The organism is Hymenobacter segetis (assembly GCF_038448715.1).
In the GTDB taxonomy this organism is placed as follows: domain Bacteria; phylum Bacteroidota; class Bacteroidia; order Cytophagales; family Hymenobacteraceae; genus Hymenobacter; species Hymenobacter segetis.
The window spans coordinates 43,677-66,577 of record NZ_JBCEVZ010000001.1; the positions used below are offsets into that span (position 1 = coordinate 43,677).

Sequence of the window (22,901 nt, forward strand, 5' to 3'; positions counted from 1 at the left end):
AATGTGGTGGGCTGGCTTATGGGAGATGCACACCCATCGGAAAAGGTTGCAAATGGATTTTAGTTATCAGTCTGCGGTCCCATTATTCCAGATATCCCAGGCGGCTTCGGCTTGCAGACACAGCATTTCGAAGCCGTTTTTCACCTGCGCCCCGGCCGCGCGGCCTTTGGCCATAAACAGCGTTTCGGCCGGGTTATACACCAAATCATAGAGGTAGTGCTGCGCCGTCAGGGCCTCGTAGGGCAGGCGTGGGCACTCGTCTACCAGCGGAAAAGTGCCCAGTGGCGTGGTGTTGATGATGAGCTGATGCGCGGCCAGCACCTGCGGCGTCAGGTCGTCATAAGTCAGGCCGTGGCCCAGCGGGTTCCGCGTTACCGACCAGTAGGCGATGCCCAAATCATTCAGCGCCACGGTCACGGCTTTAGCCGCGCCGCCCGCGCCCAGTACCAGCGCCCGTGCCCCAAGCGGGGCCGGAAAAAACTGCCGCAACGACTCCCGAAATCCCACCACGTCGGTGTTGTGGCCGCGCAGGCGGCCGTCGGGCAGCCACTCAATCACGTTCACGGCCCCCACGCGGCGGGCCGAGCTGGCCAGCTCATCCAGGTAGGGCACCACGCTTTCCTTGTACGGGATGGTCACATTCAGGCCCGCCAGGTCAGGATTTGCCGCCAGCAGGGCCGGCAACTCGCCGATAGTAACCATCTCAAATAGCTCATACGCGTGGTCGGCCAGGCTCTGCGAGTAGAACTTCTGGCTGAAGTACGTCTGCGAGAACGAGTAATTGAGGGTGCGGCCAATGAGCCCGAACTGACGCATGGAGTTAAAATTAAAACCGAAAAACAACCTAAAGTAGCGCAAAAAAGCCGTCCCGGATATGAAAATCCGGGACGGCTTACGGTTTGGCGGAAGGTACGCTTCCGTGCGGAGCGGCCCGCCGGCTACCGGGCCGGTGCGTCGGCCGGGCCAGCCAGCTTGCCTTTCACAAACGACCACAGCGGCGGCAGCACCGACAGCGCAATGATGCCCAGAATCACCAGCTCGAAGTTCTTTTGCACCACCTCAATGTTGCCGAACAGGTAGCCCGCCAGCGTGAGCACCACCACCCACAGTACCGCACCCATGATGCTGTACGACGCAAAGTAGCGGTAAGTCATGGTGCCAATACCCGCCACAAACGGCGCAAACGTGCGCACGATGGGCACGAAGCGCGCCATGATGATGGTTTTGCCGCCGTGCTTGGCGTAGAAGGCCTGCGTCTGGTCGAGGTACTTGCGGTTCAGGAACTTGAAGTCCTCGCGGAACACTCGCGGCCCCAGGTAGTCGCCTACGGCATAGTTCACGTTGTCGCCGATGAAGGCGGCCGCAATCAGCAGCGGAATAATTATCCACACGCTCAGGCCGGTTTCGGGGCGGGCAGCTAGGGCGCCGGCCGCAAACAGCAGCGAATCGCCGGGCAGGAAAGGGAACACGATGATGCCCGTTTCGGTGAAAACGATGAGGAAAAGCACCAGATAGGTCCAGGTGCCATAGTTGTGGACAACGTCTACCAGGGTCTTGTCGAGGTGCAGCAGAAGGTCGAGAAAGTGTTTGATAATTTCCATGCCGGGCGTGAAGTGAGCCACAAAGAAAACCGGTGGCCGCCGAAACTACCCCGTTCACTGGGCATCAGCGGTTCGCGCGTCCGGTTTATTATTCCCCGCAGTTAGTGTCCCGAGCCTGTGCTTCTTACCTTTGCGGCCCGATTGGCTAACCGGGTACCGGACTTGGTATTTATCAGGTATTTTTTTCAATGCGACTAAATCATCCGGTTCCGGGTAGTGAGCCTGTTATTGAGCAGTGTAAAGCATCGACGTACGGTTCAGGTAAGCGTGGTGCGGCAAAACGTGGCATGACCTGTGATGAGGCCCGCCGCACCGCACCTACGAATTGGCCAGCTGCCCATTTTCACTATTCTACTGTGCGGCTAAGCAGGCTCAACCCCGGCAAATGATTTGCCGTTGCAGGACAAAAAAAATACTTACTCAATGATTGTTTATCAGGGCGGAGATTGGTGGCGGGCCTTGTGGCACTTTCATACTTCGGCGGTTATCCGCCTGTTGTTGAAGCGCGTAGCCCTGGTGGGACTCTACGGGTCGGCCATTGCCATCATCAGCCTCGATTTTCATACCCTCAACGTCCGCATCGGGCGCGAGTACCTGTCCATCCTAGGCATTCTGCTCAGCTTGCTGCTGGTGTTCCGCACCAACACCGCTTACGACCGGTACTACGAAGGCCGCCGCGTGTGGGGCCAACTGGTGTCGCACTGCCGGGGCCTGGCCATGGAAATGAACGCCCTGTTGCCCCGCGAGGCCAAATCCAGCCGCCGTTACTTCGCCGCCCTCATCTCCAACTTCCCCATCGCCCTCGAAGGCAGCCTGCGCAACAAAGTCCGCTTCGATAAGATGGAGGCGACCCCCGACATCATCGAGCGCCTCCAGAAGGCCGAGAGCGTGTGCTCCACCATCATTGCCGTGCTCATGGAGAGCGTGGAGCAGCTGCGCCAGGTCCAGATTTTCGACCCCATTCACCTCATCAACATCAAGCAGCACTACCTGGGCATGATGACCGTGAATGGCACCTGCGAGCGCATCAAGTCCACGCCCATCCCGTATTCCTACAGCTTTTTCATCAAGTGCTACATCACCGTTTTTATCATGGTAATGCCCCTGGTGCTGGTCGATTCCTGCGGCTGGTGGATGGTGCCCGTGACCATGATTGGGGCCTACGCCATGCTCGGGCTGGAGATGATTGGCAACGAAATTGAGAACCCGTTTGGGTACGACAGCAACGACCTGCCCATCACCCAGCTCTCCAATAAAATCCGGGTAAGTGTACATGATTTGCTGGGCGTGGAACTACCAGCCGAGAAAAAGGCTTTGGCGACCGTGCCCTACAGCGTAGTCCATTAACCGACGGTTTTTGTGCATTCAGCCAGTAATAAATAGCATTCATCCATAGTCGCTTGATAATATCAAAAAAGCCTTATTTGGATAGATTCGGCATTTGTGTAAATTTTCTCAGACCAGCCCAGCCTTTTTTTAAACCCCTGCGTATATGCGCCTCGTCGTGTAATCCGCATTCCAAGCGTTTCATCCTCTCTAACATTCAACCCCCAATTACATGCAAACTTTAACCTTTACTCAGAAGCTGTCGCGACAGCGGCGCTTTCTAAGCTCCTTACTTCCGCTCTTCGCCATCTTCTTGGGCCTGGGCTCCTCGCTGACCGCGCAAGCTGGCATTATCATCTCCAACTCGACGGTGACTATTAGCCGTAATGGTGGGGCCAATGAGAACATTGCGGCAGCGCAGTTTGATACACAGCGCCTTGGTACATACAATATCAATACTGGCCGTCTATTGCTCAACGGTGGCAGCTTTACGGCTACTGCTACGTCCACGACTACTCTTAACGCAGGCTTTGTAGATTATACGGTCGCCGACTCGCTTGGCAATCCTGTAAGCAGTGGTTCAATTCAGCTCACCGGTACTCCTGCTTCTGGTAGCCCGAGAAGTTTCACCTTTTCGACTGCTGGTATAAATCTGTTGAGCGGCATTACTACTGCTGGTGATGGGTACAACGTATCGGTTGTCTTCAGAGCTACAGGTCGTACTGGTGTAACCAACACTACAGTTCGTGATGACAACGGTGGCAGTGGTTATACTGGCCTTTTCAACGTAGTCGGCGTTATTCCTCCCCCCAGCTCGGTTGTCTTCTCCGGCGAATCGGTTACTGTTGACCAAGGCAACGGCAGCGTTAACTACCCCGGCTCTTCCTTCAACACGAAACTGCTTGACCAGAAGCCCGGCGCGACAGCACCTTTTGCTTTCGACATTAATGCTGGTCAGCTTATCCTGCAAGGCGGCACGGTAACGACTACCGAAACCGGTTCTTTCGTTGTGAACGGTGCCAACTTGGACTACACCCTGTATGACCCGAGCTTCAATCAAGTGAGCACGGGTACGCTGCAACTGCAACAGAACGGTGCCGTCAACAACGGTGTGCGCCAATTCTCTATTGGTAGCGGCAACACCAACCTGATTAGCCTGATTGCCAGTGCTGGTAACGGCTACACCATCCAAGTGTCGTTCCATGCTACCTACCAGGTAAATGGTACAGGCCTGCCGCAGCGTGCCAACGACAATAACTCGTACGCCGCTACTTTCGATGTGACCGGCACCAAAACGCCGCTACCTACCGTGCAGGGCAATACCATCGGCATCGCTCCGAACAACAGCGGTACCGTTATCTACAACATCAACCCCAACACGCCGCGCCCCTTCCAAAATGCTGACCTGAGCTCGTCGGCCAACAACGGCACGACTTACGACGTGAACAACGGCCAGCTGCGCCTGAACAGCACGACGGTAACCACCACCGAAGCCGGTGCCAATACCATCACCAGCGTGGTGCTCTACTACCGCACTCGCCTGGCTGGTACGTCCGGTGGCGCTTTCCAGCCTATCAACCTCACGCAGTCCGGCAACACCGTTAACGGCACGCGCACGTTCATCCTCGACCCCGGTGTTAACGGCATCAACCCCCAGCCTAACCTGATTGCTACGCCCGCCGTCACGGCTGCCGGCAACTATGTGGTTGACGTGTACTACCAGGCCAGCGGCTCGAACTCGATTACGAACACCAACTTCACTATCACCGACCCGAACGGTGCTCCTGGTAATGCCTACTCGGCTGGATTCACGGTATCGGGTACGCCGGTCGCCCAAACCATCTGGACGGGCTCTATCAACGACAACTGGTTTGATGCCCGCAACTGGAGCAATGGCGTGCCGGACCAAACTAAGAATGCCCTGATTCGTGACTTGGGTGCTGGCAGCGGCGTTCCTTACCCCAACATCAACTCCGACGTTGCGACGCCTACCTACAGCAACATCGGCTCCGGCCCGGCCAAGACCCGTAACCTGATTATGGGTGGTACCTCGCAAGGTTCGCGTTCCATTACCCGCCTCGTGCGCGGCCAGTTGCAAGTGTTCGGTGATTTCGACAACAGCTACGACAGCTTTATTCAGCGCGAAAACACCATCATGGAGTTTGCCGGTGGCGTAACCCAGACCATCACGGGCGGCTCATTTGTCCGGATTGATATCTCGGGTGGTGGCCGTAAGGATGTAGTTGGTATTATGAACGTTTCGGAAGCTATTAACTTCCTGACCCCCACCGTAAGCGCGGTTAACACGGTCATCCCGAACCCATACACTACGCTCAATGCAAATGCCGGCATTCTGACTACTGACATTCTCCAGCCCCTGCTGTCGGTGATTGTCCTTTCTGACCGCGCGCTCACCAATGGCAACAACGGTGCACAGCTCAACGGTGAAACCGATGATTCCTACCTGCGTGGCTTTGTTCGTACTACCCGTCAGGGTGTACTGGTAGGCGAAACGCGTACGTATGGCAACATGGGCATGACCCTGACTTTCAACGGTGCTAACAGCCCCGGCAACGTGGATGTGACCCGTAACACGGTAGAGGCTTATGCTCCGGTGAGCGGCCGCTTCGGCATCCGTCGCATCTTCGGTGTGCGTCCTTCCGACCAGGCTACCAACAACGGCGGCCTCACTGCTACGATGATTTTCCACTACCGCGATTCGGAAACCCGTAACCTGAATGGTGCCGACATCCGCACCCCCGGCAACAGCACCATCCCGGAAGACCAACTGACCATCTTCATCTCGACCAACGGCGGTGGTGCCTTCGGCCTGATTGGCCGCGACGGCCCGGTTGACCAGGTGAACAACAACGTGACCAAGACCGGCGTAACTCAGTTCGCCACCTTCACGCTGGGCAGCACCGAAACCCCTCTGCCCGTTCGCCTGATGGCGTTCGATGCCAAGCGCATCGGCAACGATGCTCTGGTGACCTGGCAGACGGCTTCGGAAGAAAACAGCAAAGGCTACGAAGTGCAGGTTTCGACAAATGGCACTGAGTACCGCACGCTGTCCTACGTTCCGAGCGCTTCGCCGAACACCACGCAGGTGACCAACTACAGCTACGTAGACAAAGAAGCCAACAAATCGGGCAAGCGCTACTACCGCCTGCACCAGATGGACTTGGACGGCAAAGATGCCTTCTTCGCCCCCACGGTGGTTAGCTTCGATGGCAAGGCTCCGGCCTCCAGCTTCGTGGCCTACCCCAATCCTCTCAATGCTGGCAACGAACTCCACGTAGCCCTGCAATCGGCAGCTACGGGCACGGCCAAACTGTTGGTGACCGACATGACGGGCCGCACCCTGCAGCAGCAGAACGTTGTCCTGAACGGCAGCCTCACCGATACTTCGGTAGCTGGCATGGGCGACCTGAAAGCTGGTGTGTACCTGGTGAAAATCACCTTGCCTACCGGCGAAGTGAAGAACCTGAAAGTGGTGAAGCAATAAGCTAACCACGGCTTCGGCCCACAGAAAAGCCGGCTTCCGCAAGGAGGCCGGCTTTTTTTGTGAACGATAGATAGGCAAGCGAGCCTAAAAAAGCCCTTCATGCCGAGCATGAAGGGCTTTTAATTTACTGGTCAGCGCACTCGGCTGGCGGTGGCTGCTTAGCCGCGGGGCATGGAAGTGCCGGGCTTGCCGGTCTTGGCCGCTGGCTGGAACATGGGGTCCACGGCATCCATATCGAGGAAGTGCGAGAACGTGTCGCCACGCAGGCCCAGACGAATGGTTTCGAGGCTTACTACTTCGTTAGGAGCAATGTTGCCGAGGTTTACGTTGGCCCCCAGCAGCTTGATGAACCATACTTGCTGGGCTTTCTGTGGGGCTTCCCACAAGATTTTCTCCGAAGGAATCTTGGTCAGAATTTCCTCTACCAGGCCCGAGCGCACCTCGCCGGTGCTGCGGAACAGGCCCACGTTACCGCCCTCGCGGGCCTCACCGATTACCTTGATGGCCCCGGCCTCAAGCTCGGTCTGCATCTGCGAAATCCACTTGTAGGGCGGGATGATTTTCTCGGCATCCTTCGAACCTACTTCGCTCAGTACGCGCACGCTCTTGCTCAGGTCGCGGATGTACTCGCATTTGCGCTCGTGGTCGAGGTCGATGCTGCCGTCCGATACCTCGGCGTACTCCATGCCGTAAGTGTCCAGCAGACGGCGGTAATCGTCGTATTGGTTGCGGATTATGAAGGCCTCAAACAGGGTGCCGCCGAAGTACACCGGAATATTGGCTTCGCGGTAAATTTCGAGCTTGCGCTTCAGGTTGGGCACCACGTAGGAAGTGGCCCAGCCCAGTTTCACCACGTCGGTATAGGTCTCGCCTACCTCCAGAAAATCTTCTACTTCGCGCAGGCTCATGCCTTTGTCCATTACCATGGTGTAGCCCTGCTCGCGGGGCTTGGGGGTGCGCTCCGGCAGTTGAGAGAGGTCGTAATTCATTAAAATTGAGTAAAATATGAGAATTTGGGGAAAGCTTGCCCGCTCTAAAAAAACGGGTGGCGCGGGCAAAGAAAAACCGCCCGTCGGCTGACGGGCGGTTACAAAAGTAGCATTAAGCCAAAATGTTATTTCCGAAACTGCTCAATAAGCCGTTTCAAACCCGGCTGCTCACGCAGTTGGGGGAAGTAGTCGAACAGAATAACGTGCTGTTCATAGTTGAGCGTGAGGGCCGTTTCGAGTACGCCGTATGCTTCTTTCATCCGCCCATCGGCCAGCAAATAAGCGCACAGCATGTAGTGAAAATGAGCTTCGTGGGGGTGCAGCTCCACGGCGTGGCGCACCAAATCCACGGCTTCGCTGAAATGGCCCTGCTCGTAGAGGATGGCGCTCCAGCTCACCCAGCCCTGCACGTCGTCGGGGGCCACTTCGGTGGCTTTCTCGTACGATTCGAGCGCGCTCACCACGTTGCCCACCTGGTTTTCGGCCGCGCCCAGCGCCGACCAGTACTCGCCGCTTTCGGCGTACAGCTCAGTCGCCTTACGGAAGTAGTGAATGGCCTCGAACCAGCGCCCCTGCTCCTGCAGCAGCACACCCTGGCCAAACCAGGCCTCGTCCATCTCGGGGTTCAGCTCCAGCGCCTGACGGTAGAACTTGCGGGCGGGCTCCCACTCGCGCAGCTTCTCATAGCACTCGCCGATGTTGCACAACGCCTCATCGGTCGGCTCGCCGGGTGGGTAGGCCATTTCGAACTCCGGAATGGCTTTTAGGTACTCCTGCTGGCACACAAAAGTGTCGGCCAGCCAGTGGTGAGCATCATAGAAATCGGCCCGGATGGTCACAGCGAAGTCGAATGCCTCGGCAGCCTTCGTGAAATCCTCGCGGCGGTACCAGTACTGGCCCAGGTTGTACCAAGCCGTGGCCGAATAAGGGTCGTCGTCGGTAAAGCGTTTGAAGAAATCTTCGTGCTCCTCCAGCCGCGCCGTGATGTCGAGGCAGTGCAGAAGCTCCTGCACGCCGGTTTCGTTGTCGGGATTGAGGCGCAGGCTCTGCTTGTAGTGCTTGGCCGCGCTTTTGAACTTCTGCCAGCTCTGAAAAGCCAGGCCCAAGTTGAAGTGAATGTCCTCACGCTCGGGCTCCTGCTCCAGGCCGGTGCGGAAAAACTCCACTGCCTGCGCAAATTCGCCCCGCTGCGTGCTGATAATGCCGCGCGTCACCGCCACGTCGGCGTTGGTGGGGTCCAGGGCCGCCACGGCGTCAATCTGGCGCTCGGCTTCGGAGTAGTCGCCACGCATGGCCGTCACTTGCGCGCGGTCAATCAGCAGCTCAGTAGAAAAAGGGTATTGGCCGAGGGCAGCTTCGCAGGCCTGGAGGGCCTTGTCAAACTCTGCACTCGTCACGTAATGGTCAATGATGTTCTCGAAGTCTTCCAGGTCGAAGAAAACAGATTCCTGCTGGGCCACCATGCGCTCGAAGCGGCGCACGGTATCCAGCACGGTCCGGTCGTTTTCAAAATGTTCGTTCATGCGCATAAAACCGCAGTTAAGTGGATTAATCTGGTTTTGTGAATTAGCGAATCCAGCAACCGGAGGTGGTTATGCCACTGCTTGCCAGAAACGTTCCACTCCACTTTTTCAGTACTCTATCAATAATAACAAATATTGGCCAAAACCGTGCAATCTAGTTGTTGCTAAGATACGATAACCGGTTCGAGGCGCTTGGGTTTTGCCGCTAACTCAGCCGCGCACCACGTCAGCGTATCAGGTAATGGGCGGAATTTCAGTCCTGTAGCGCTTTGCACTTTGGCGTGGCTGTACACCACCGGCTGCCGGCCCGCCCGCGCGGTGTCTTTGGTGATGAGCGGCCGGGCACCTGTAAGCACCGCCCGGGCATGCTCCAGCCGCCAGATAATTTCGGCGGCCCAGTCGGGCACGGCCACCGTGGGCGGGCGGCGCTGCATGGCCTCCGCCGCCTGCCGGAAGAAGTCGGCCAGGGGCACGGCCTCGGCACTCAGAATGTAGCGCTGGCCGCTGGCCTCGGGCTGGTCGAAGGCCAGGGCCAGCAACTGGGCCACCACGTCGCGCACGTCCACGAAGTTGATGAGGCCGCGGGTATAGAAGCGGTGCTGCTGGTGGGCGTAGCGCAGCAGGCGGGTGCTGCTGCGGTGCCAGTCGCCCGGCCCCAGCACCACCGATGGGTTTACGATGACGGCCGCCAGCCCTTCGGCCACGCCGCGCCATACCTCCAGCTCGCCTAAGTATTTGGAGGTGGCGTAGGCCGGATGTGCCGCGCCCAAGTCCCAGGAAGCCTTTTCAGTCACCGTCAGTACCTCACCGGGGGCGGCCGTAGCGCCCGCCGCTGGCCCGCCCAGCGCCGCCACCGACGACATGTGCACCAACCGGATGCCCGGCCGCTCCAGGCAGGCATCGACCACGGCGGCGGTGCCCTGCACGTTCACGCTCAGCAGCAGGTCCTCGTCCTGCGGCGCGTAGGAAACCAGCCCGGCGCAGTGGAAAACGTGCGTGACATCGGGCGTGAGGGCCACCCGCAGCTGTTCGGTATCGAGCAGGTCGCCGGCCAGCCATTCCACGCCGGGAGCAGCGTCGGTCGGCACCGCGCCCCGGTGCAACGCGCGCACGGCCAGTCCCCGCTCCCGCAGCGCCCGCAACAGAAAAGAGCCGATGAGGCCGGTGCCGCCGGTTACAAATATCATGAAATCAGTAGTTAACGCTCAGAGGCAAATGGATGGCATCAGCCGGCCCACAACGGCCTGCTAATTACTACTAACGGACCAGGTGTTAAAGCGTATTGTTCAGCAAAGGCAGCCGGAGCAGCTTTTCCATATAGGGCTGCACGAGTGTGCGCTTGGTCAACGTATCGGTGTGGCGCAGGTGGTGCGTATCGGTGCCCACAAAATCAACCAACTCGCCGTCAATTAATTGCTCAGCCACTTTTTTGGCGGCAGGGGAGTAGTAGCCCGCCAGCGAATTTAGGTTTACCTGGAGCAGCACGCCGTAATCGCGGCGCATTTTCTCAATCTCGGCAAAACGGCCGTATAAATAAGTATAGCGCTCAGGATGGGCCAGTACCGGCTGGTAGCCCTGGGACTTCATCTCGAAAATAATGTCGAACAGGTTCAGCGGCTCGTTCATGTAGGAGGTTTCGAACAGCAGGTAGCGCTTGTCGCCGCCGAAGGTGAGCATCTCGGTGCCATCGGCCAGCTTCCGGCCCAGAAACTCGTCGAGGTAGTATTCGGCGGCGCATTCGAGGGCTACGTCGTGCAGGCCGGCGGCGGCGGCGGCTTCGCGCAATAGCTTGAGCGCGGCCCGAATGCCTTCCGGCGTGTTCTTGTAGAAGTCGCCCATGATGTGGGGCGTCATCACCAGCTTGCGGTAGCCGAGGCCGCGCAGGGCCCGGAGCAGGTCCAGCGAATGCTCCACGGTTTCGGCCCCGTCATCGAGGCCGGGCAGCAGGTGCGAGTGCATATCGGCCATCAGGGCCGCCAGCGAAGCCGTAGCCACCGGAGCGGAAGTCGCCCCGCCAAAAAGACGTTGCCAGAGCGAAGCCATTTATCCTGTGGATATTAGGTGAAAAACTTCTTCAGCTTCTCGCCAAAGGTCAGTTGTTTGGTCGCGGGCTCTTCGTAGTAGCCCTGGCCATACGCGCCATAGCCGTAGCCGTAGCCATAACCGTAGCCATAACCGTAGCCGCCACCCGACTGTGCATCGTTGAGAATCGTGCACATGCGCGTGAAATTGTTGCTGCGCATCAGCCGGTTCATGTTCTTCACGAACGTCTTACGCGAGTAGCCGGCCCGCACGATGTAGAGCGGAATATCGGCCTTGCGCATGATGAGAATGCCGTCCGTAACCAAGCCCACGGGCGGCGTATCAATCAGGATAACATCGTAAAGCTGAAACAGCTCCTGAATCATGGTATCGAACCGGTCGCTCAAAATTAGCTCTGAGGGGTTGGGCGGCGTGGGGCCGGCCGAGATGAACTGCAAAGAGTCGATGCTCGTGGGCTGAATGCATTCCTGCACGCTGTGCCGGTCGATGAGGATGGTGCTCACCCCGCGCGTGTTTTCGGCCCCAAACGCCAGGTTGACCTTGGGCTTGCGCATGTCCAAATCCAGGATGATAACCTTCTGCCCCGAAAGAGCAATAATGCCGCCGAGGTTAACGGTTACGAAGGTTTTGCCTTCGCCGGAGATGGTGGACGTCACCGAAATCAGCCGCTTCTTTTTGGCTGAGCTGATGAAATCCAGATTGGTTCGGATGGAGCGAATGGACTCGGAAATGGCCGATTTAGGGTTCTTATCCACCACCAGGCGCGACACTTCCATCTTCTCCTTGTCGTAGGTCGGAATGATGCCCAGCACCGACGCTTTGGTGTTTCGCTCCAGCTCCCGCACGTTCGTCACGGTGTTGTGCATGAGGTAGCGCACCGCAATCAGGCCCAGGCCCAGCAGCAGCCCGCCGGCCAGCCCTACGGCATACACAATGAGCCTATTGGGGAAAATGGGCGGCGAGGGCGGCGAGGCCGGCGACAGAATCTGGAAGTCGGCCGTGGTGCCGGCTTTCTCGATGTTGAACTCCATTTTCTTGTCCAGCAGCATCAGGAAGGACTTTTCGTACAATTCCAGCGGGCGTTGCAGGCGGGCCAGCTCGGTGCCCTTTTCGGGCAGGCTTTGCAACTCGCCGGTCAGCTTGGCCCGCTGGGCATTGAGCTCGTCCATGCTGCGGCGCAGCAACTTTTGGTTTTGCAGCAGCAGGCGCTGGATGTTGTTGCGGGCAAAGTCGATTTTGGCCTGCTCGGCCTGCACTGCTTCCGTTTTATCGGTGTAGGAGCGCGACAGCCGCCGCAGGTTCCATTGCAGGCTGTTGAGCTCGGCCAGCTGTTCGCCCAGCTGCGGGTCTTTAATTTCCGCCAGCGCCGGGATACTCTGCTGCACAGTCTGGTTTTCGTCGCGCGTGAGGTTGCCTTGTTGCGCCATCTGTGCCACCTGGCTCAGCAGCGTCAGCGTTTCCGCCAGTTTCACCCGTTCTTCCTCCAACTGCTCCAGCTTTGTGCTAATCGTGCCTACCTCAGCCTTCACATCGTACGTGCCCGAGCTCTGAACAAAAGCCTGCAGGTTGTCTTCAGCTTCCTGCAGGTTTTTACGGGTTTCTTGCGAAATCTGGTCCAGAAACCGGAGCTGCTTCTGGGTGGCTTCCTGTTTGCTGGCAATTTTCTCGTCCAGGTATACCGAATCAATCTTATTGACAATGTCCTGCGCCTTCACGGCATTAAAATCGTTAAAGGAGATGCCAATTGTGTTGGCATCCGGGTTCACAATCTCAACAGTCAGGTTTTTATCCAGGTAAGCACTCACGGTATTATCGTCCTGCACCGTGAAGTGGTAGCTGCCCTCCAGCGCATCCGTGTCCAGGCGGGCTGTGGGCAGGATTTGCAGTGTAATGCCCGGCAGCGCGATGGTTTGCCCGAGGGCATATTCGCCGCCCTGCGGCCGGTTCTGATTGGTGAAATCAAGCTTAAACCGCTGCCTGTTCACAAATTTCAAGTCAAACTTCCGGTTGTACAGCGAGTTGTCTGTGATTTTGTACACCACCCGGAAAGGGGAGGTGCCGTACAATTCCGACTCCAGCACCGTGCCCTGCATGTAGTAGTTCACATCAAGGTCCAGCGAGTCCTTCAGCCGCCGGTAGATGATGTTGGACTTAATCAACTCCACCTCACCGGCCAGCTTGCTGCCTTGGGCCTTGTCTACCACGGCGGGGGCCATCTGCCCGGCCAGGCCTAGGGCGCTGCCCTGGTTGCGCTCCTCAATCTTGAGCAAGGATGTCGACTTATACACTGGCTTGGTATACCGCAGGTACAGCCACGACGCCGTAACGCCCAGAATAATCAGTAAGAGCATCCACAGCAGGCTGCGCCGGGCTACCAGTACCAGCGTGGCCACATCCAGGCTGGCGGAGTCATCGTCAGCCTCATTGCCTCCGGCGTTGGACACAACCGAAGGCTCCACGGCTCCGCCGTTGGCATTTCGAATAAGCTCTTCCAGCTCCGAGTTTTCGTTTACGGCCATTGTAATGCTATTACCAGCAAGCGCTGGGTATGATACTGGATATGATAAAAAGCTGCCGCTCAGCGCGCTATTTCACGAAATTTATGATAACAAGGGTAGTAGTCAGAATAAGCGAAGCAAAACTGATAATAGGTCCCGCGTCGTTCAGAGTTTCCAGCAACGGACGGTGCACTGGTTCTATGTAAATAATGTCATTCGGCTCCATTTGTAAGTTGGCCCGGCGCATCCCGTCCAGGGTTGTCAGGTCCACTTGCTGGATACGCGGGTTTTTCAGGTCGCCCCGGATAATCCGGATATTACTGGCCTTGCCGCCGTAGCGGTAAAACCCGCCGCCGCCGACGATGCTTCCGCCGCCGCCACCGCCGCCGCCGTCGATGCCACCGGCCAGAGCCAGTACCTCAATCAGGTTCATGTTGTCGTTGGCCAGTGTCACCACCTGCCCCCCTGGTGCCCCCAGAATGAACACCCGATTGTTGGTCACCCGCGTGGTCACGAAAGATTCCTTGTAGTATTCATTATAGCGAACCTGCAGCACACTGTCGGCCTGTAGCAATGATAAGCCACTTACCTTCACTCGGTTCACCAGGGGCAATACCACCGTGCCATCGGCCTGCACCAGAAACTCGGAGCCCGCCGTGGCGCTGCCAGCCGATTGGCCCACGGTGCGCTGGCCCGCGGCCGCGCGGGCATTGCCGCCGCCACCGCTACTGCTGGGGCTGGCACCGGCACCCGCGCTGCGGCTGGGCAGCGCCCCGCCGGGCTGGCCAAACTGCAGTTCGCCATTGGGGTCCAGAATGCGCTCGCCTTTATTCGTATTCACCCGCACTTCCAGGAAATCGTTGGGCTGGATGAGGTAGTTGCGTGCCGTGCGGTTCACGGCCAGGCGCAGCTTGGTGCTATCCAGCTGGCGGCCCTGGCTGTCGGTGAGCCGGAACATGGTGCGCTGGTTGTAATAGTGAGTGGAAACGCACGACGAAAAAAGCAGCAGCGCGGGCAAGGCCAGCAGCCACAGCGGCTTGAGGCGACGAAAGTGAAATGTCGGCATGAAGGCCAATTAGGGCGATATCAAACAAAAACCAGGAAAAATTTTGGCCTCGAAAGGCAGATTCCCCCCAAAAAGCCTCAAAAGTAACGCTTTTGCCGCGCCCATTCAACAACAGGCGGTTGCGACGGGCCGCGCCCTCCCCGTTGCCAACTGCCTGAATCGTACTTTTGTGGACTGCGAAGGGCCAAACCGCCGTTGCAGTACCGACGACCTTATATTCTCTCCAATCCCACCCTTAGTTCCCTTTACATGGAAGCCGTAGCCACCGAAAACCAGACCATGATAGCGCAGATGGTGCGCGACTTTGGCGCCCAGCACATCAAGCCCGAAATGATGAAATGGGATGAAAGCCAGGAGTTTCCCATCGACGTATTTCACAAGCTCGGCGAGCTGGGCCTGATGGGCGTGCTTGTGCCCCAGCAGTACGGCGGAGCCGGTTTTGGCTACGTCGAGTACGTAACCGCCATTGCCGAGCTGTCCAAGATTGACGGCAGCATCGGCCTGAGCATGGCCGCCCACAACTCGCTCTGCACCGGCCACATCCTCCAGCACGCTTCCGAAGAGCAGAAGCAGAAATACCTGCCCAAGCTGGCCTCCGGCGAATGGATTGGCGCCTGGGGTCTCACCGAGCCCAATACCGGCTCCGATGCTGGCAATATGCGCACCACCGCCGTGCTCGATGAGAGCGGCGAAAACTATATTATCAACGGCGCGAAAAACTTCATCACCCACGGTAAATCCGGCAACGTGGCTGTGGTTATCGTGCGGACCGGCGAAGTGGGCGACTCGCACGGCATGACGGCCTTCATCATCGAGCGCGGCACGCCGGGCTTCGAGGCTGGCCGCAAGGAAGACAAGCTGGGCATGCGCGCTTCGGAAACCACCGAGCTGATTTTCACCGACTGCAAAGTGCCCAAAGAAAACGTCATCGGCAACGTGGGCGACGGCTTTGTGCAGAGCCTGAAAGTGCTCGACGGCGGCCGAATCAGCATCGCAGCCCTCAGCTTGGGCATCGCCCAAGGCGCTATGGAGGCCGCTACCAAGTACAGCAAGGAGCGCCACCAGTTCAACCAGCCCATCAGCAACTTCCAGGGCATCGCCTTCAAACTGGCCGATATGGCCACCGAAATCGAAGCCGCCAGCCTGCTCACCTACCGCGCCGCCGATATGAAGGACCGCGGCCTGAACGTGAACCTGGAGTCCGCTATGGCCAAGCTCTACGCCTCGGAAGTGGCCGTGCGCACTGCTAATGAAGGCGTGCAAATCTTCGGCGGCTACGGCTACACCAAAGATTATCCGGCCGAGAAATACTACCGCGACGCCAAGCTTTGCACCATTGGTGAGGGCACCAGCGAAATTCAGAAGCTGGTTATTGCCCGCGTGCTGCTTAAGTAAACCGTGGATTCTGGCAGATTTCGCGGGTTTTGGGGTCAGTTCGGCCGCCAGCGCCTAGGCGTTGGAAATGAATCGACTACAAAATCCGTGAAATCCGTTTGAATCCGATAAATCCGTGATTATCTTTGCGGCCCGGTTTACACCGCCTCCCTCTGAAAATCTCCCTCATTCCCTGATATGATTATCATTCAAATCAAAGACAACGAATCGGTTGACCGCGCTCTGAAGCGTTTCAAAAAGAAATTCGAGCGCACCGGCGTTCTGAAAGAGCTGCGTCGTCGCACGTTCTTCCAGAAGCCCAGCATCACCGAGCGCAAGCTGAAGCAGAAGGCTGTTTACAAGCTCGCCACCTACGGCCAGCCTGGCGAATAGTCCGAAAGTTTTTCGGCCCGTTTAGCTTTGTTGAAAACCGGCTGGTTTGCCTCTATTGGCAAGCCGGCCGGTTTTTTCGCGTCCATACCGGAGCGATAAGCTTGGTGGAAAATAAAAAAATGCTACATTGGATGCCCGGCCCAACCGCCGGGCTTTTTTGGTGTTGGTATGGATGCTTTTCTCGATTTTTTGCGCTTTGAGCGGCGCTACAGTCCGCACACGATTGTCTCTTATCAGACCGATTTGGGGCAGTTTGCGGCCTACCTCAAGTCGGCCTACGAGCTGACTGACCTCACCCAAGCCACGCATCCGCTTATCCGGGGCTGGGTGGTGGAGCTGATGCAGGAAAACCTCGACCCGCGCACCGTGAACCGCAAAGTGGCCTGCCTGCGCTCATACTACAAGTTTCTGCTCCGCAACGGCCGCATCGAAGCCAACCCCATGCTGCGCATTAAGGCCCCAAAAATGGCCAAAAAGCTACCCGAATTCGTGCCCGAAGAGGCCCTGAACGGCTTGCTGAATACGTTTGAGTTCGGCGACGACTTTGCCGGGCAGCGCGACCAACTGGTGCTGGAAATGCTCTACGGCACGGGTATCCGCCTCTCGGAGCTTATCGGCATTCACGCCGACGATGTGAGCCTGGGGGCCAGCACCGTGCGCGTAACCGGCAAAGGCAACAAGCAGCGCCTCGTGCCACTCAATCCCACGCTGAAGCTCGTGATTGAGCGCTACCAGGCGAAGCGGGCGCACGAGTTTGGTACGGTGGGTGGCCCGTTGCTGCTCACCGACAAGGGTGACGCGATGTACGAAAAGTTCGTCTACCGCACCGTGAAGCGCTACCTGAGCCAGATTACGACCTCCGGGGCGCAGCAGCACCCGCACGCGCTGCGGCATGCCTTTGCCACCCACTTACTAGGCAAGGGAGCCGACCTGAATTCCATCAAGGAATTGCTGGGCCACGCTAGTCTGGCGGCCACGCAGGTGTACACGCACTTGTCCGTCGACCGCTTGAAATCCGTATTTGAACAGGCCCACCCACGGGCCTGAGTTTCTATTTACCCTTTTACCTCTTAATCACCCGCTTTATGAAAGTACAGATGCATTCGGTGCACTTCGACGCCGACCAGAAATTGCTTGATTTTGTTCAGCAACGTTTGAATAAGCTGGAAACTTTTTACGATAGGGTCACCGAAGGCGAGGTTATTATGCGCCTCAACAACAAGGATGGCATCGAGAACAAAACCGTCGAGATAAAGCTGCTGGTGCCCGGCAACATCTTGTTCAGCCAGGAAGATGCTGCTTCGTTTGAAGCTGCCGCCGATGCCGCTACCGAAAGCCTGCGCCGTCAGATTACGAAGCACAAGGAAAAGGCCATTGCCCATTAATAGATTCGGCATTCTGCCCAACAAAAAGCCCCGCCTGATGAGTCAGGCGGGGCTTTTTGTTATTGTCGGATGAGGCTTACAGCCCAAATTCAGCCTTAATCTGGGGCACGTAGTCGAGCTTTTCCCAGGTGAAGGTTTCGAAGGTTTTCTTCTCGCCGTTGGGCATCACCACGTCCACGGTGCCGGGCTGGCGGCCCATGTGGCCGTAAGCCGCCGACTGGGCGAAGATGGGGTTTTGCAGGCCGAAGCGCTTCACGATGGCGTAGGGGCGCAGGTCGAACAGCTTGTTCACTTTCTCGGCTACCTCGCCGTCGGTGAGGGGCTGGCCGGCCGCGTTTTTCACCTTAATGGTGCCGTAGGTGGTCACGAACACGCCCACGGGCTGGGCCACGCCGATGGCGTAGGCCACCTGCACCAGCACCTGGTCGGCCACGCCGGCGGCCACCAGATTTTTGGCGATGTGGCGGGCGGCGTAAGCGGCCGAGCGGTCTACTTTGGAGGAGTCTTTGCCGGAGAAGGCACCGCCGCCGTGGGCACCCTTGCCGCCGTAGGTATCCACGATGATTTTGCGGCCGGTGAGGCCGGAATCGCCGTGGGGACCACCGATGACGAACTTGCCGGTGGGGTTGATGTGGTAGGTGATTTTGTCGGTGAACAGGGCCTGGGCATCGGCGCTCAGGCCGGCTTTCACGCGCGGGATGAGAATCGACAGCACATCGGCTTTGATTTTGTCCAGCATCACGCTTTCGGACGCATCGAACTCGTCGTGCTGGGTGCTGATGACAATGGTATCGATGGCCTCGGGCTTGTGGTCGTCCGAATAGCGAATGGTAACCTGGCTCTTGGCATCGGGGCGCAGGTAGGGCATGGCCGTGCCCTCGCGGCGGATGGCGGCCAGCTCCTGGAGCAGGCGGTGCGAGAGGTCGAGGGCCAGCGGCATATAGTTGGCCGTTTCGTGGCTGGCGTAGCCGAACATCATGCCCTGGTCGCCGGCGCCCTGGTCTTCGTCCTTGGCGCGCTCCACGCCCTGGTTGATGTCGGGCGACTGCTCGTGCAGGCGGTTCATCACCTCGCAGGTGTCGGCGTTGAAGAGGTATTCGGGCTTGTTGTAGCCGATGCGGCGAATAGTCTCGCGGATAATGGGCTCGGCATCAACGTGGGCCGTGGATTTGATTTCGCCGGCAACGAGGGCAAAATCGGTCGTCACGAGGGTTTCGCAGGCTACTTTGGCAGTGGGGTCCTGGCGCAAATACTCGTCGAGGATGGCGTCGGAAATCTGGTCGGCAACTTTATCGGGATGGCCTTCCGAAACCGATTCGGAAGTGAACAGATAGGGCATTGAATGCGCGAAAAGAGCGGAAGATAGAAACGAAGCGCGCCCGCCAGGCCGAAACCGGCGGGCGGGCGCGGCACAAAAGTACGGAAATCCGGGCTATTGGTGGCTATGCAGTTGGCGAGGAAATGCAGTAGGGTTCAGCAGCCCACGGAAAATAGCTGCCGTAAGTGGTGAGGCTACAGTTGAGCCAGCCGGCCGCCATCTACCACCAGCGTGGTGCCGTGTACGAAGCTGGCTTCGGAAGAAGCCATGAAGGCAATGGCGGCGGCCAGCTCCTCGGGCGTGCCCACGGTGGCTTTGTCGATTTTCTCGGTGCCGTTTTTCACGTTGGGGTTGCTCCAGAGCATGGGTGTGTCCACGGCCCCGGGAGCCACGGCGTTGATGCGGGTCTGCTTTCGGTCGAGCTCCAGGCTCATGCCGCGCACGAAGGCTTCGAGCGCGCCCTTGCTGGTGGCGTAGGGCACCACGTTGGCGGTAGTCTGGTGGGCGTGTACTGAGCTGATGGCCACGATGGCGCTGCCGGCCGGCATATGCGGCAGGCAGAGTTGGGTGAGCTGGGCCAGGGAGCGCAGGTTCACCAGCATCAGCAGGTCCCATTGCGTGAGGGGCAGGTCCACTAGATGGTCAAAGGTCATCATGGCCGCGTCGCATACCAGCACGTCGATGCGGTGATACTTGGCCAATACTTTTTTCACTACGCCGCTAATGGCGCGGGGCTTGGACAGGTCGCAGGCCATGAAAATAGCTTTGCCGCCGGCTTTGGTAATCAGGCGCACGGTTTCGGCCCCGTCGGCTTTATCGCAGCCCAGCACCACTACGGTGCCGCCTTCGGCTCCCAGCCGCACGCAGCAGGCCCGGCCAATGCCGGATGTTCCGCCCGTCACCAGGCACACTTTATCTGTAAAACGCATTCCTGAATTATTGAGTGAAGAGCCCCGCGCTAATTGCGCAACTGCTCTACGGCACACAACCGGCTAAGGCGGGTTTTGTGCTGGATAAATGGTGTGCCGCGCCAGGTTTCAGGCAACAGCAGGGACGCCATTCACCGGGGCCGTAAGCTTTTCGCACACCAGCACCACCAGCCGGCCGCGCAGGTCGGTGGTGGCAAACAGGTACACCTCGCCGCCCTCGCGGATGCCGGTGCGCCGCCGGAAGTCGGCCACTGAATCGGGGAAATTGCGGGTAGTGACGTGGGCGCGCGCCTCGGGTCCCAGGTGCGCCTTGAGGGCCGCGCCATCGGCTTTCTCCACGGCCAGGATTTTGAAAACCCGGCCCGGGAAATCGGCCCGCAGCACATCCGAAGTGTAGAGGTGGCTGTGCTGGTGCAGCTTGAGCAGTTCGAATGCGGTGCCGATGCTGCGAAAAGCCCCCGCTTTGAGCACGGCCGCGTTGGGCTCGTAGAGGTACTGCTGGGCCTCGGCGTAGCGGGGCGTGGCGCGGGCCTCGCGGGCGCGGTTGAGGCGGAATTCCTGCTGGGTGCCGTCGCGGCGCAGGTTCAGGGCGTAGCGCTCGGGGTCCACGGCAGGCTCCTGGCCCAGCTCGTAGAGCACTTCTTTCACCTCATTATCCACGGCCACCACCCAGAGGCGCCGCACATGGGCCAGGCCCTGCACGGCAAGCTCAATGTCGAGCATGGGCGAGGTTTTGAGCAGTACCTTATCGGCCTTGTGGAGCAGCAGCGGCAGCAGTTTTGCCACGTCGGGTTCGCAGTCGCGCAGCAGGAAAATCTTGCGAGCGGCGGTGTCGCGCCGGGCCGGGTCGAGGTAAACCCAGTCGTAATGGTGCGGCGTGCTTTTCAGAAATGCCACCGCGTCGGCCGCATTAATGGTCACGTTATCAATGCCGAGCTGACTGAAATTATAACGCACTACGCCAGCCAGCGCGGGGTCACGCTCCACGTAGTCGACCTGTGCCACGCGGGCGGCGAAGGCGGCCGAGTCGGCCCCGAAGCCGCCGGTGAGGTCGGCCAGACGCTGGCCTTCCACCAAATTGGCTTTGAAAGCCGCCGTGCGGGCCGACGAGGCCTGCTCGACAGATAAGGCGGGCGGAAAAATCAGTTCCGGGTTATCGGCCCAGGCGGGGAGCTTGGCGCGGGCTTTCTGGCGGGCCTGAATCTGGCGCACCAGCTCGGGCACGGGGAGGCCGGGGTGGCGGCGGGCTTGGAGGGCCAGGTGGGCGGGGTCGTCGTGCAGGTGCGCGGCCACGTACCGCCGGGCCGCTTCGGGCAAGGGGTAGTCCATGGATGACCTTATACGGAGAAACGCGGCAGTTAGCGCAACGCCCAGCGCAGCGAAAGCAAAGGCTGGCCCGTGGGCGCAGCCGCAAAGCCGATGGCGGCCGGCTGCAAGCGCTGCCACGTGCCGTTGTGAGCTACGTCGTGGTTAAAAGTCTTTACCGCCCGTTGCAGGTGCGAGTTGGTATTGCGATTGATAAAAACCGTGGCCAGCAGGCTGGTAGCGAACACGCCGATGGCTACCTGCTGCGTCGAGTTGAAATACACCCGGTCGCCGTGAGCCAGAATCTGCTGGCCGTACAGGCCAAACGACCCGACGGCCACCAGGCGGTCAATCAGGAAAAAAGTCTTCTGGCGGCGGTACTCGTCGAGGTGAGCCAGGGCATCGGCGTTGCCCGCCAGATAGGGGCGGAGCTTCTGTCCAAAAAAACCAGCCGTCTGGTAATTGTCGCCGCTGGCACCGGGGGCCAGGAAATCAAAATTGTGCTGCGGGCCACCCAGGCCGCGCCCCTCATCTTCGGGCGATAGGCGTATGCTGCCAGGACCTTGCTGCGCCAACGCAGGAGCTAATAAGCTAACTGATAAGATAATAGTGGCTGCGCCACGGAGCTGCCAGTTAACTGTGCGCAGCTGGTTGATTTCGTGCATAGTAACAAATATAATGATGCCTGAAGAGCTGAAAAGAACACCTCCGCAATATTTTCTGGCCGCCAACCCAACAAAGCCGGGTTGTCACACGTTCAGGCCGAACCGGCTAATCACCCCTTGGGCCGCGTGTTTCACCATCCAACCGAATATTTTACATGAAAACATCCTTTGTATTCCGCCGCGCCATTCAGGCCCTTCTGCCGGCTACCCTGCTTTTGGCCGCCTGCGGCAAGAGTGACACACCCGCGCCGGCGGTAACTCCCGATACGGCCAAAGTATTGGCCGTTCACGGAGCGGTAAACAACTCAACGCGTCCAATCAAGGTGACGGTGGGTGACAAAGAAGGCCCTTCGGTGACTTACGGCACCAACACCCCCTACCAAACTGTTGCAACGGGCAACCTGGCCGTAAAGGCGACCATTGATGCCTCAGGCGGGGCAACGCTATACAATATGCCGCAAACAGTGGCGAAAGACAAAAGCTATTCGTTTTTCGCTTACAGCGTTCCGGGGCAATCAACCGCTACTGTATCCGGCCTTTGGGTAGAAGATGTGCTGACCGCCCCGGCTGTTGCGACCAACGCCAAGGTGCGGCTGGTACACATTGGCCAGGACCTCGACTCTCCGCTGACACTGAGCAAGACGCCTAGTGGCGGCGGTGCATTGGTACCCGTGACCACTGCTACTGCTGCCGGGCAGGCATCGGCATTTGTCGAAATTCCAGCCGGCGCAGCCAGCTATAACTTGGCTAACAGCAACAATAGCGCTATCCAGCCAGCGTTCGGAGGAACAATCTTGAATACTGCATTCGTTGCCGGAGGTATTTACACCATCATTGTACGGGGAGCCTCCGCTGCCACTGCGCCTACCGATAATGAGAAATTTACATTGCAATTGATAAAGAATAACTAAAGCAATTGCCAAACCTTGCTGCAAAAGCCCGCGCCCAACCGGCGCGGGCTTTTTTGTGTTCCACGGCGAA

19 protein-coding genes are annotated in these 22,901 nt (G+C 58.5%); 7 read left to right on the forward strand and 12 right to left on the reverse strand.

Going from position 1 to position 22,901, the window contains the following annotated elements:
- Positions 1 to 66: 66 nt before the first annotated feature.
- Together AAFH49_RS00115 and AAFH49_RS00120 are read right to left on the reverse strand one after the other, a co-directional pair.
- Positions 67 to 816, reverse strand: coding sequence for a shikimate dehydrogenase family protein (locus AAFH49_RS00115; protein ID WP_342295037.1), 750 nt, complete (start codon positions 814 to 816; stop codon positions 67 to 69).
- A gap of 122 nt (positions 817 to 938) precedes the next feature.
- Positions 939 to 1,601 (reverse strand): DedA family protein, encoded by a 663-nt coding sequence (locus AAFH49_RS00120; protein WP_342295038.1) that lies wholly within the window; start codon positions 1,599 to 1,601, stop codon positions 939 to 941.
- Between the two features lie 423 nt (positions 1,602 to 2,024).
- Between AAFH49_RS00120 and AAFH49_RS00125 the strand changes: the two genes are divergently transcribed.
- Together AAFH49_RS00125 and AAFH49_RS00130 are read left to right on the forward strand one after the other, a co-directional pair.
- A complete protein-coding gene (locus tag AAFH49_RS00125) occupies positions 2,025 to 2,948 on the forward strand; it encodes a bestrophin family protein (RefSeq protein ID WP_342295040.1) in 924 nt (307 codons plus the stop codon).
- Positions 2,949 to 3,159: 211 nt separating this feature from the next.
- Entirely contained in the window at positions 3,160 to 6,432 is a 3,273-nt protein-coding gene (locus AAFH49_RS00130; protein ID WP_342295042.1) for a T9SS type A sorting domain-containing protein, read from the forward strand.
- A 158-nt stretch (positions 6,433 to 6,590) separates the two neighbouring features.
- On the opposite strand, the gene AAFH49_RS00135 is transcribed toward AAFH49_RS00130, so the two are convergent.
- The 6 genes from AAFH49_RS00135 to AAFH49_RS00160 form a co-directional block, all read right to left on the reverse strand.
- Complete coding sequence (locus AAFH49_RS00135; protein ID WP_342295044.1) at positions 6,591 to 7,421, reverse strand: phosphosulfolactate synthase; 831 nt, start codon at positions 7,419 to 7,421, stop codon at positions 6,591 to 6,593.
- A 125-nt stretch (positions 7,422 to 7,546) separates the two neighbouring features.
- Positions 7,547 to 8,944 carry a tetratricopeptide repeat protein gene (locus AAFH49_RS00140; protein ID WP_342295046.1) on the reverse strand — a complete coding sequence of 466 codons (1,398 nt, stop codon included), beginning with the start codon at positions 8,942 to 8,944 and terminating at the stop codon, positions 7,547 to 7,549.
- Between the two features lie 164 nt (positions 8,945 to 9,108).
- A complete protein-coding gene (locus AAFH49_RS00145; RefSeq protein ID WP_342295047.1) occupies positions 9,109 to 10,131 on the reverse strand; it encodes an NAD-dependent epimerase/dehydratase family protein in 1,023 nt (340 codons plus the stop codon).
- An 85-nt stretch (positions 10,132 to 10,216) separates the two neighbouring features.
- The gene (locus AAFH49_RS00150; protein ID WP_342295048.1) at positions 10,217 to 10,987 is read right to left on the reverse strand and encodes a tyrosine-protein phosphatase; all 771 of its coding nucleotides are present in this window, start codon (positions 10,985 to 10,987) and stop codon (positions 10,217 to 10,219) included.
- 14 nt (positions 10,988 to 11,001) lie between these two features.
- Positions 11,002 to 13,506: a polysaccharide biosynthesis tyrosine autokinase gene (locus AAFH49_RS00155; protein WP_342295049.1), complete on the reverse strand. Its 2,505-nt coding sequence runs from the start codon at positions 13,504 to 13,506 to the stop codon at positions 11,002 to 11,004.
- A 67-nt stretch (positions 13,507 to 13,573) separates the two neighbouring features.
- A complete protein-coding gene (locus AAFH49_RS00160; protein ID WP_342295050.1) occupies positions 13,574 to 14,551 on the reverse strand; it encodes a polysaccharide biosynthesis/export family protein in 978 nt (325 codons plus the stop codon).
- A gap of 249 nt (positions 14,552 to 14,800) precedes the next feature.
- Here AAFH49_RS00160 and AAFH49_RS00165 point away from each other — a divergent pair, with 249 nt between their 5' ends.
- From AAFH49_RS00165 to hpf, 4 genes are all read left to right on the forward strand, one after another.
- On the forward strand, positions 14,801 to 15,946 hold the full coding sequence (locus tag AAFH49_RS00165) for an acyl-CoA dehydrogenase family protein (RefSeq protein WP_342295052.1): 1,146 nt from the start codon (positions 14,801 to 14,803) through the stop codon (positions 15,944 to 15,946).
- 177 nt (positions 15,947 to 16,123) lie between these two features.
- Positions 16,124 to 16,318: a 30S ribosomal protein S21 gene (gene rpsU / locus AAFH49_RS00170; RefSeq protein WP_342295054.1), complete on the forward strand. Its 195-nt coding sequence runs from the start codon at positions 16,124 to 16,126 to the stop codon at positions 16,316 to 16,318.
- A gap of 168 nt (positions 16,319 to 16,486) precedes the next feature.
- Positions 16,487 to 17,365, forward strand: coding sequence for a tyrosine-type recombinase/integrase (locus tag AAFH49_RS00175; protein WP_342295055.1), 879 nt, complete (start codon positions 16,487 to 16,489; stop codon positions 17,363 to 17,365).
- 38 nt (positions 17,366 to 17,403) lie between these two features.
- A complete protein-coding gene (gene hpf / locus AAFH49_RS00180) occupies positions 17,404 to 17,703 on the forward strand; it encodes a ribosome hibernation-promoting factor, HPF/YfiA family (protein WP_198069793.1) in 300 nt (99 codons plus the stop codon).
- 76 nt (positions 17,704 to 17,779) lie between these two features.
- On the opposite strand, the gene metK is transcribed toward hpf, so the two are convergent.
- From metK to AAFH49_RS00200, 4 genes are all read right to left on the reverse strand, one after another.
- Entirely contained in the window at positions 17,780 to 19,042 is a 1,263-nt protein-coding gene (gene metK, locus AAFH49_RS00185; RefSeq protein ID WP_342295058.1) for a methionine adenosyltransferase, read from the reverse strand.
- A gap of 173 nt (positions 19,043 to 19,215) precedes the next feature.
- The gene (locus AAFH49_RS00190) at positions 19,216 to 19,950 is read right to left on the reverse strand and encodes an SDR family NAD(P)-dependent oxidoreductase (protein ID WP_342295060.1); all 735 of its coding nucleotides are present in this window, start codon (positions 19,948 to 19,950) and stop codon (positions 19,216 to 19,218) included.
- 108 nt (positions 19,951 to 20,058) lie between these two features.
- Positions 20,059 to 21,279 carry a class I SAM-dependent methyltransferase gene (locus tag AAFH49_RS00195; RefSeq protein ID WP_342295062.1) on the reverse strand — a complete coding sequence of 407 codons (1,221 nt, stop codon included), beginning with the start codon at positions 21,277 to 21,279 and terminating at the stop codon, positions 20,059 to 20,061.
- Positions 21,280 to 21,308: 29 nt separating this feature from the next.
- Positions 21,309 to 21,920 carry a hypothetical protein gene (locus tag AAFH49_RS00200; protein WP_342295065.1) on the reverse strand — a complete coding sequence of 204 codons (612 nt, stop codon included), beginning with the start codon at positions 21,918 to 21,920 and terminating at the stop codon, positions 21,309 to 21,311.
- 155 nt (positions 21,921 to 22,075) lie between these two features.
- On the opposite strand from AAFH49_RS00200, the gene AAFH49_RS00205 reads away from it, so the two are divergent.
- Positions 22,076 to 22,831, forward strand: coding sequence for a DUF4397 domain-containing protein (locus AAFH49_RS00205; RefSeq protein ID WP_342295066.1), 756 nt, complete (start codon positions 22,076 to 22,078; stop codon positions 22,829 to 22,831).
- Positions 22,832 to 22,901 lie beyond the last annotated feature (70 nt).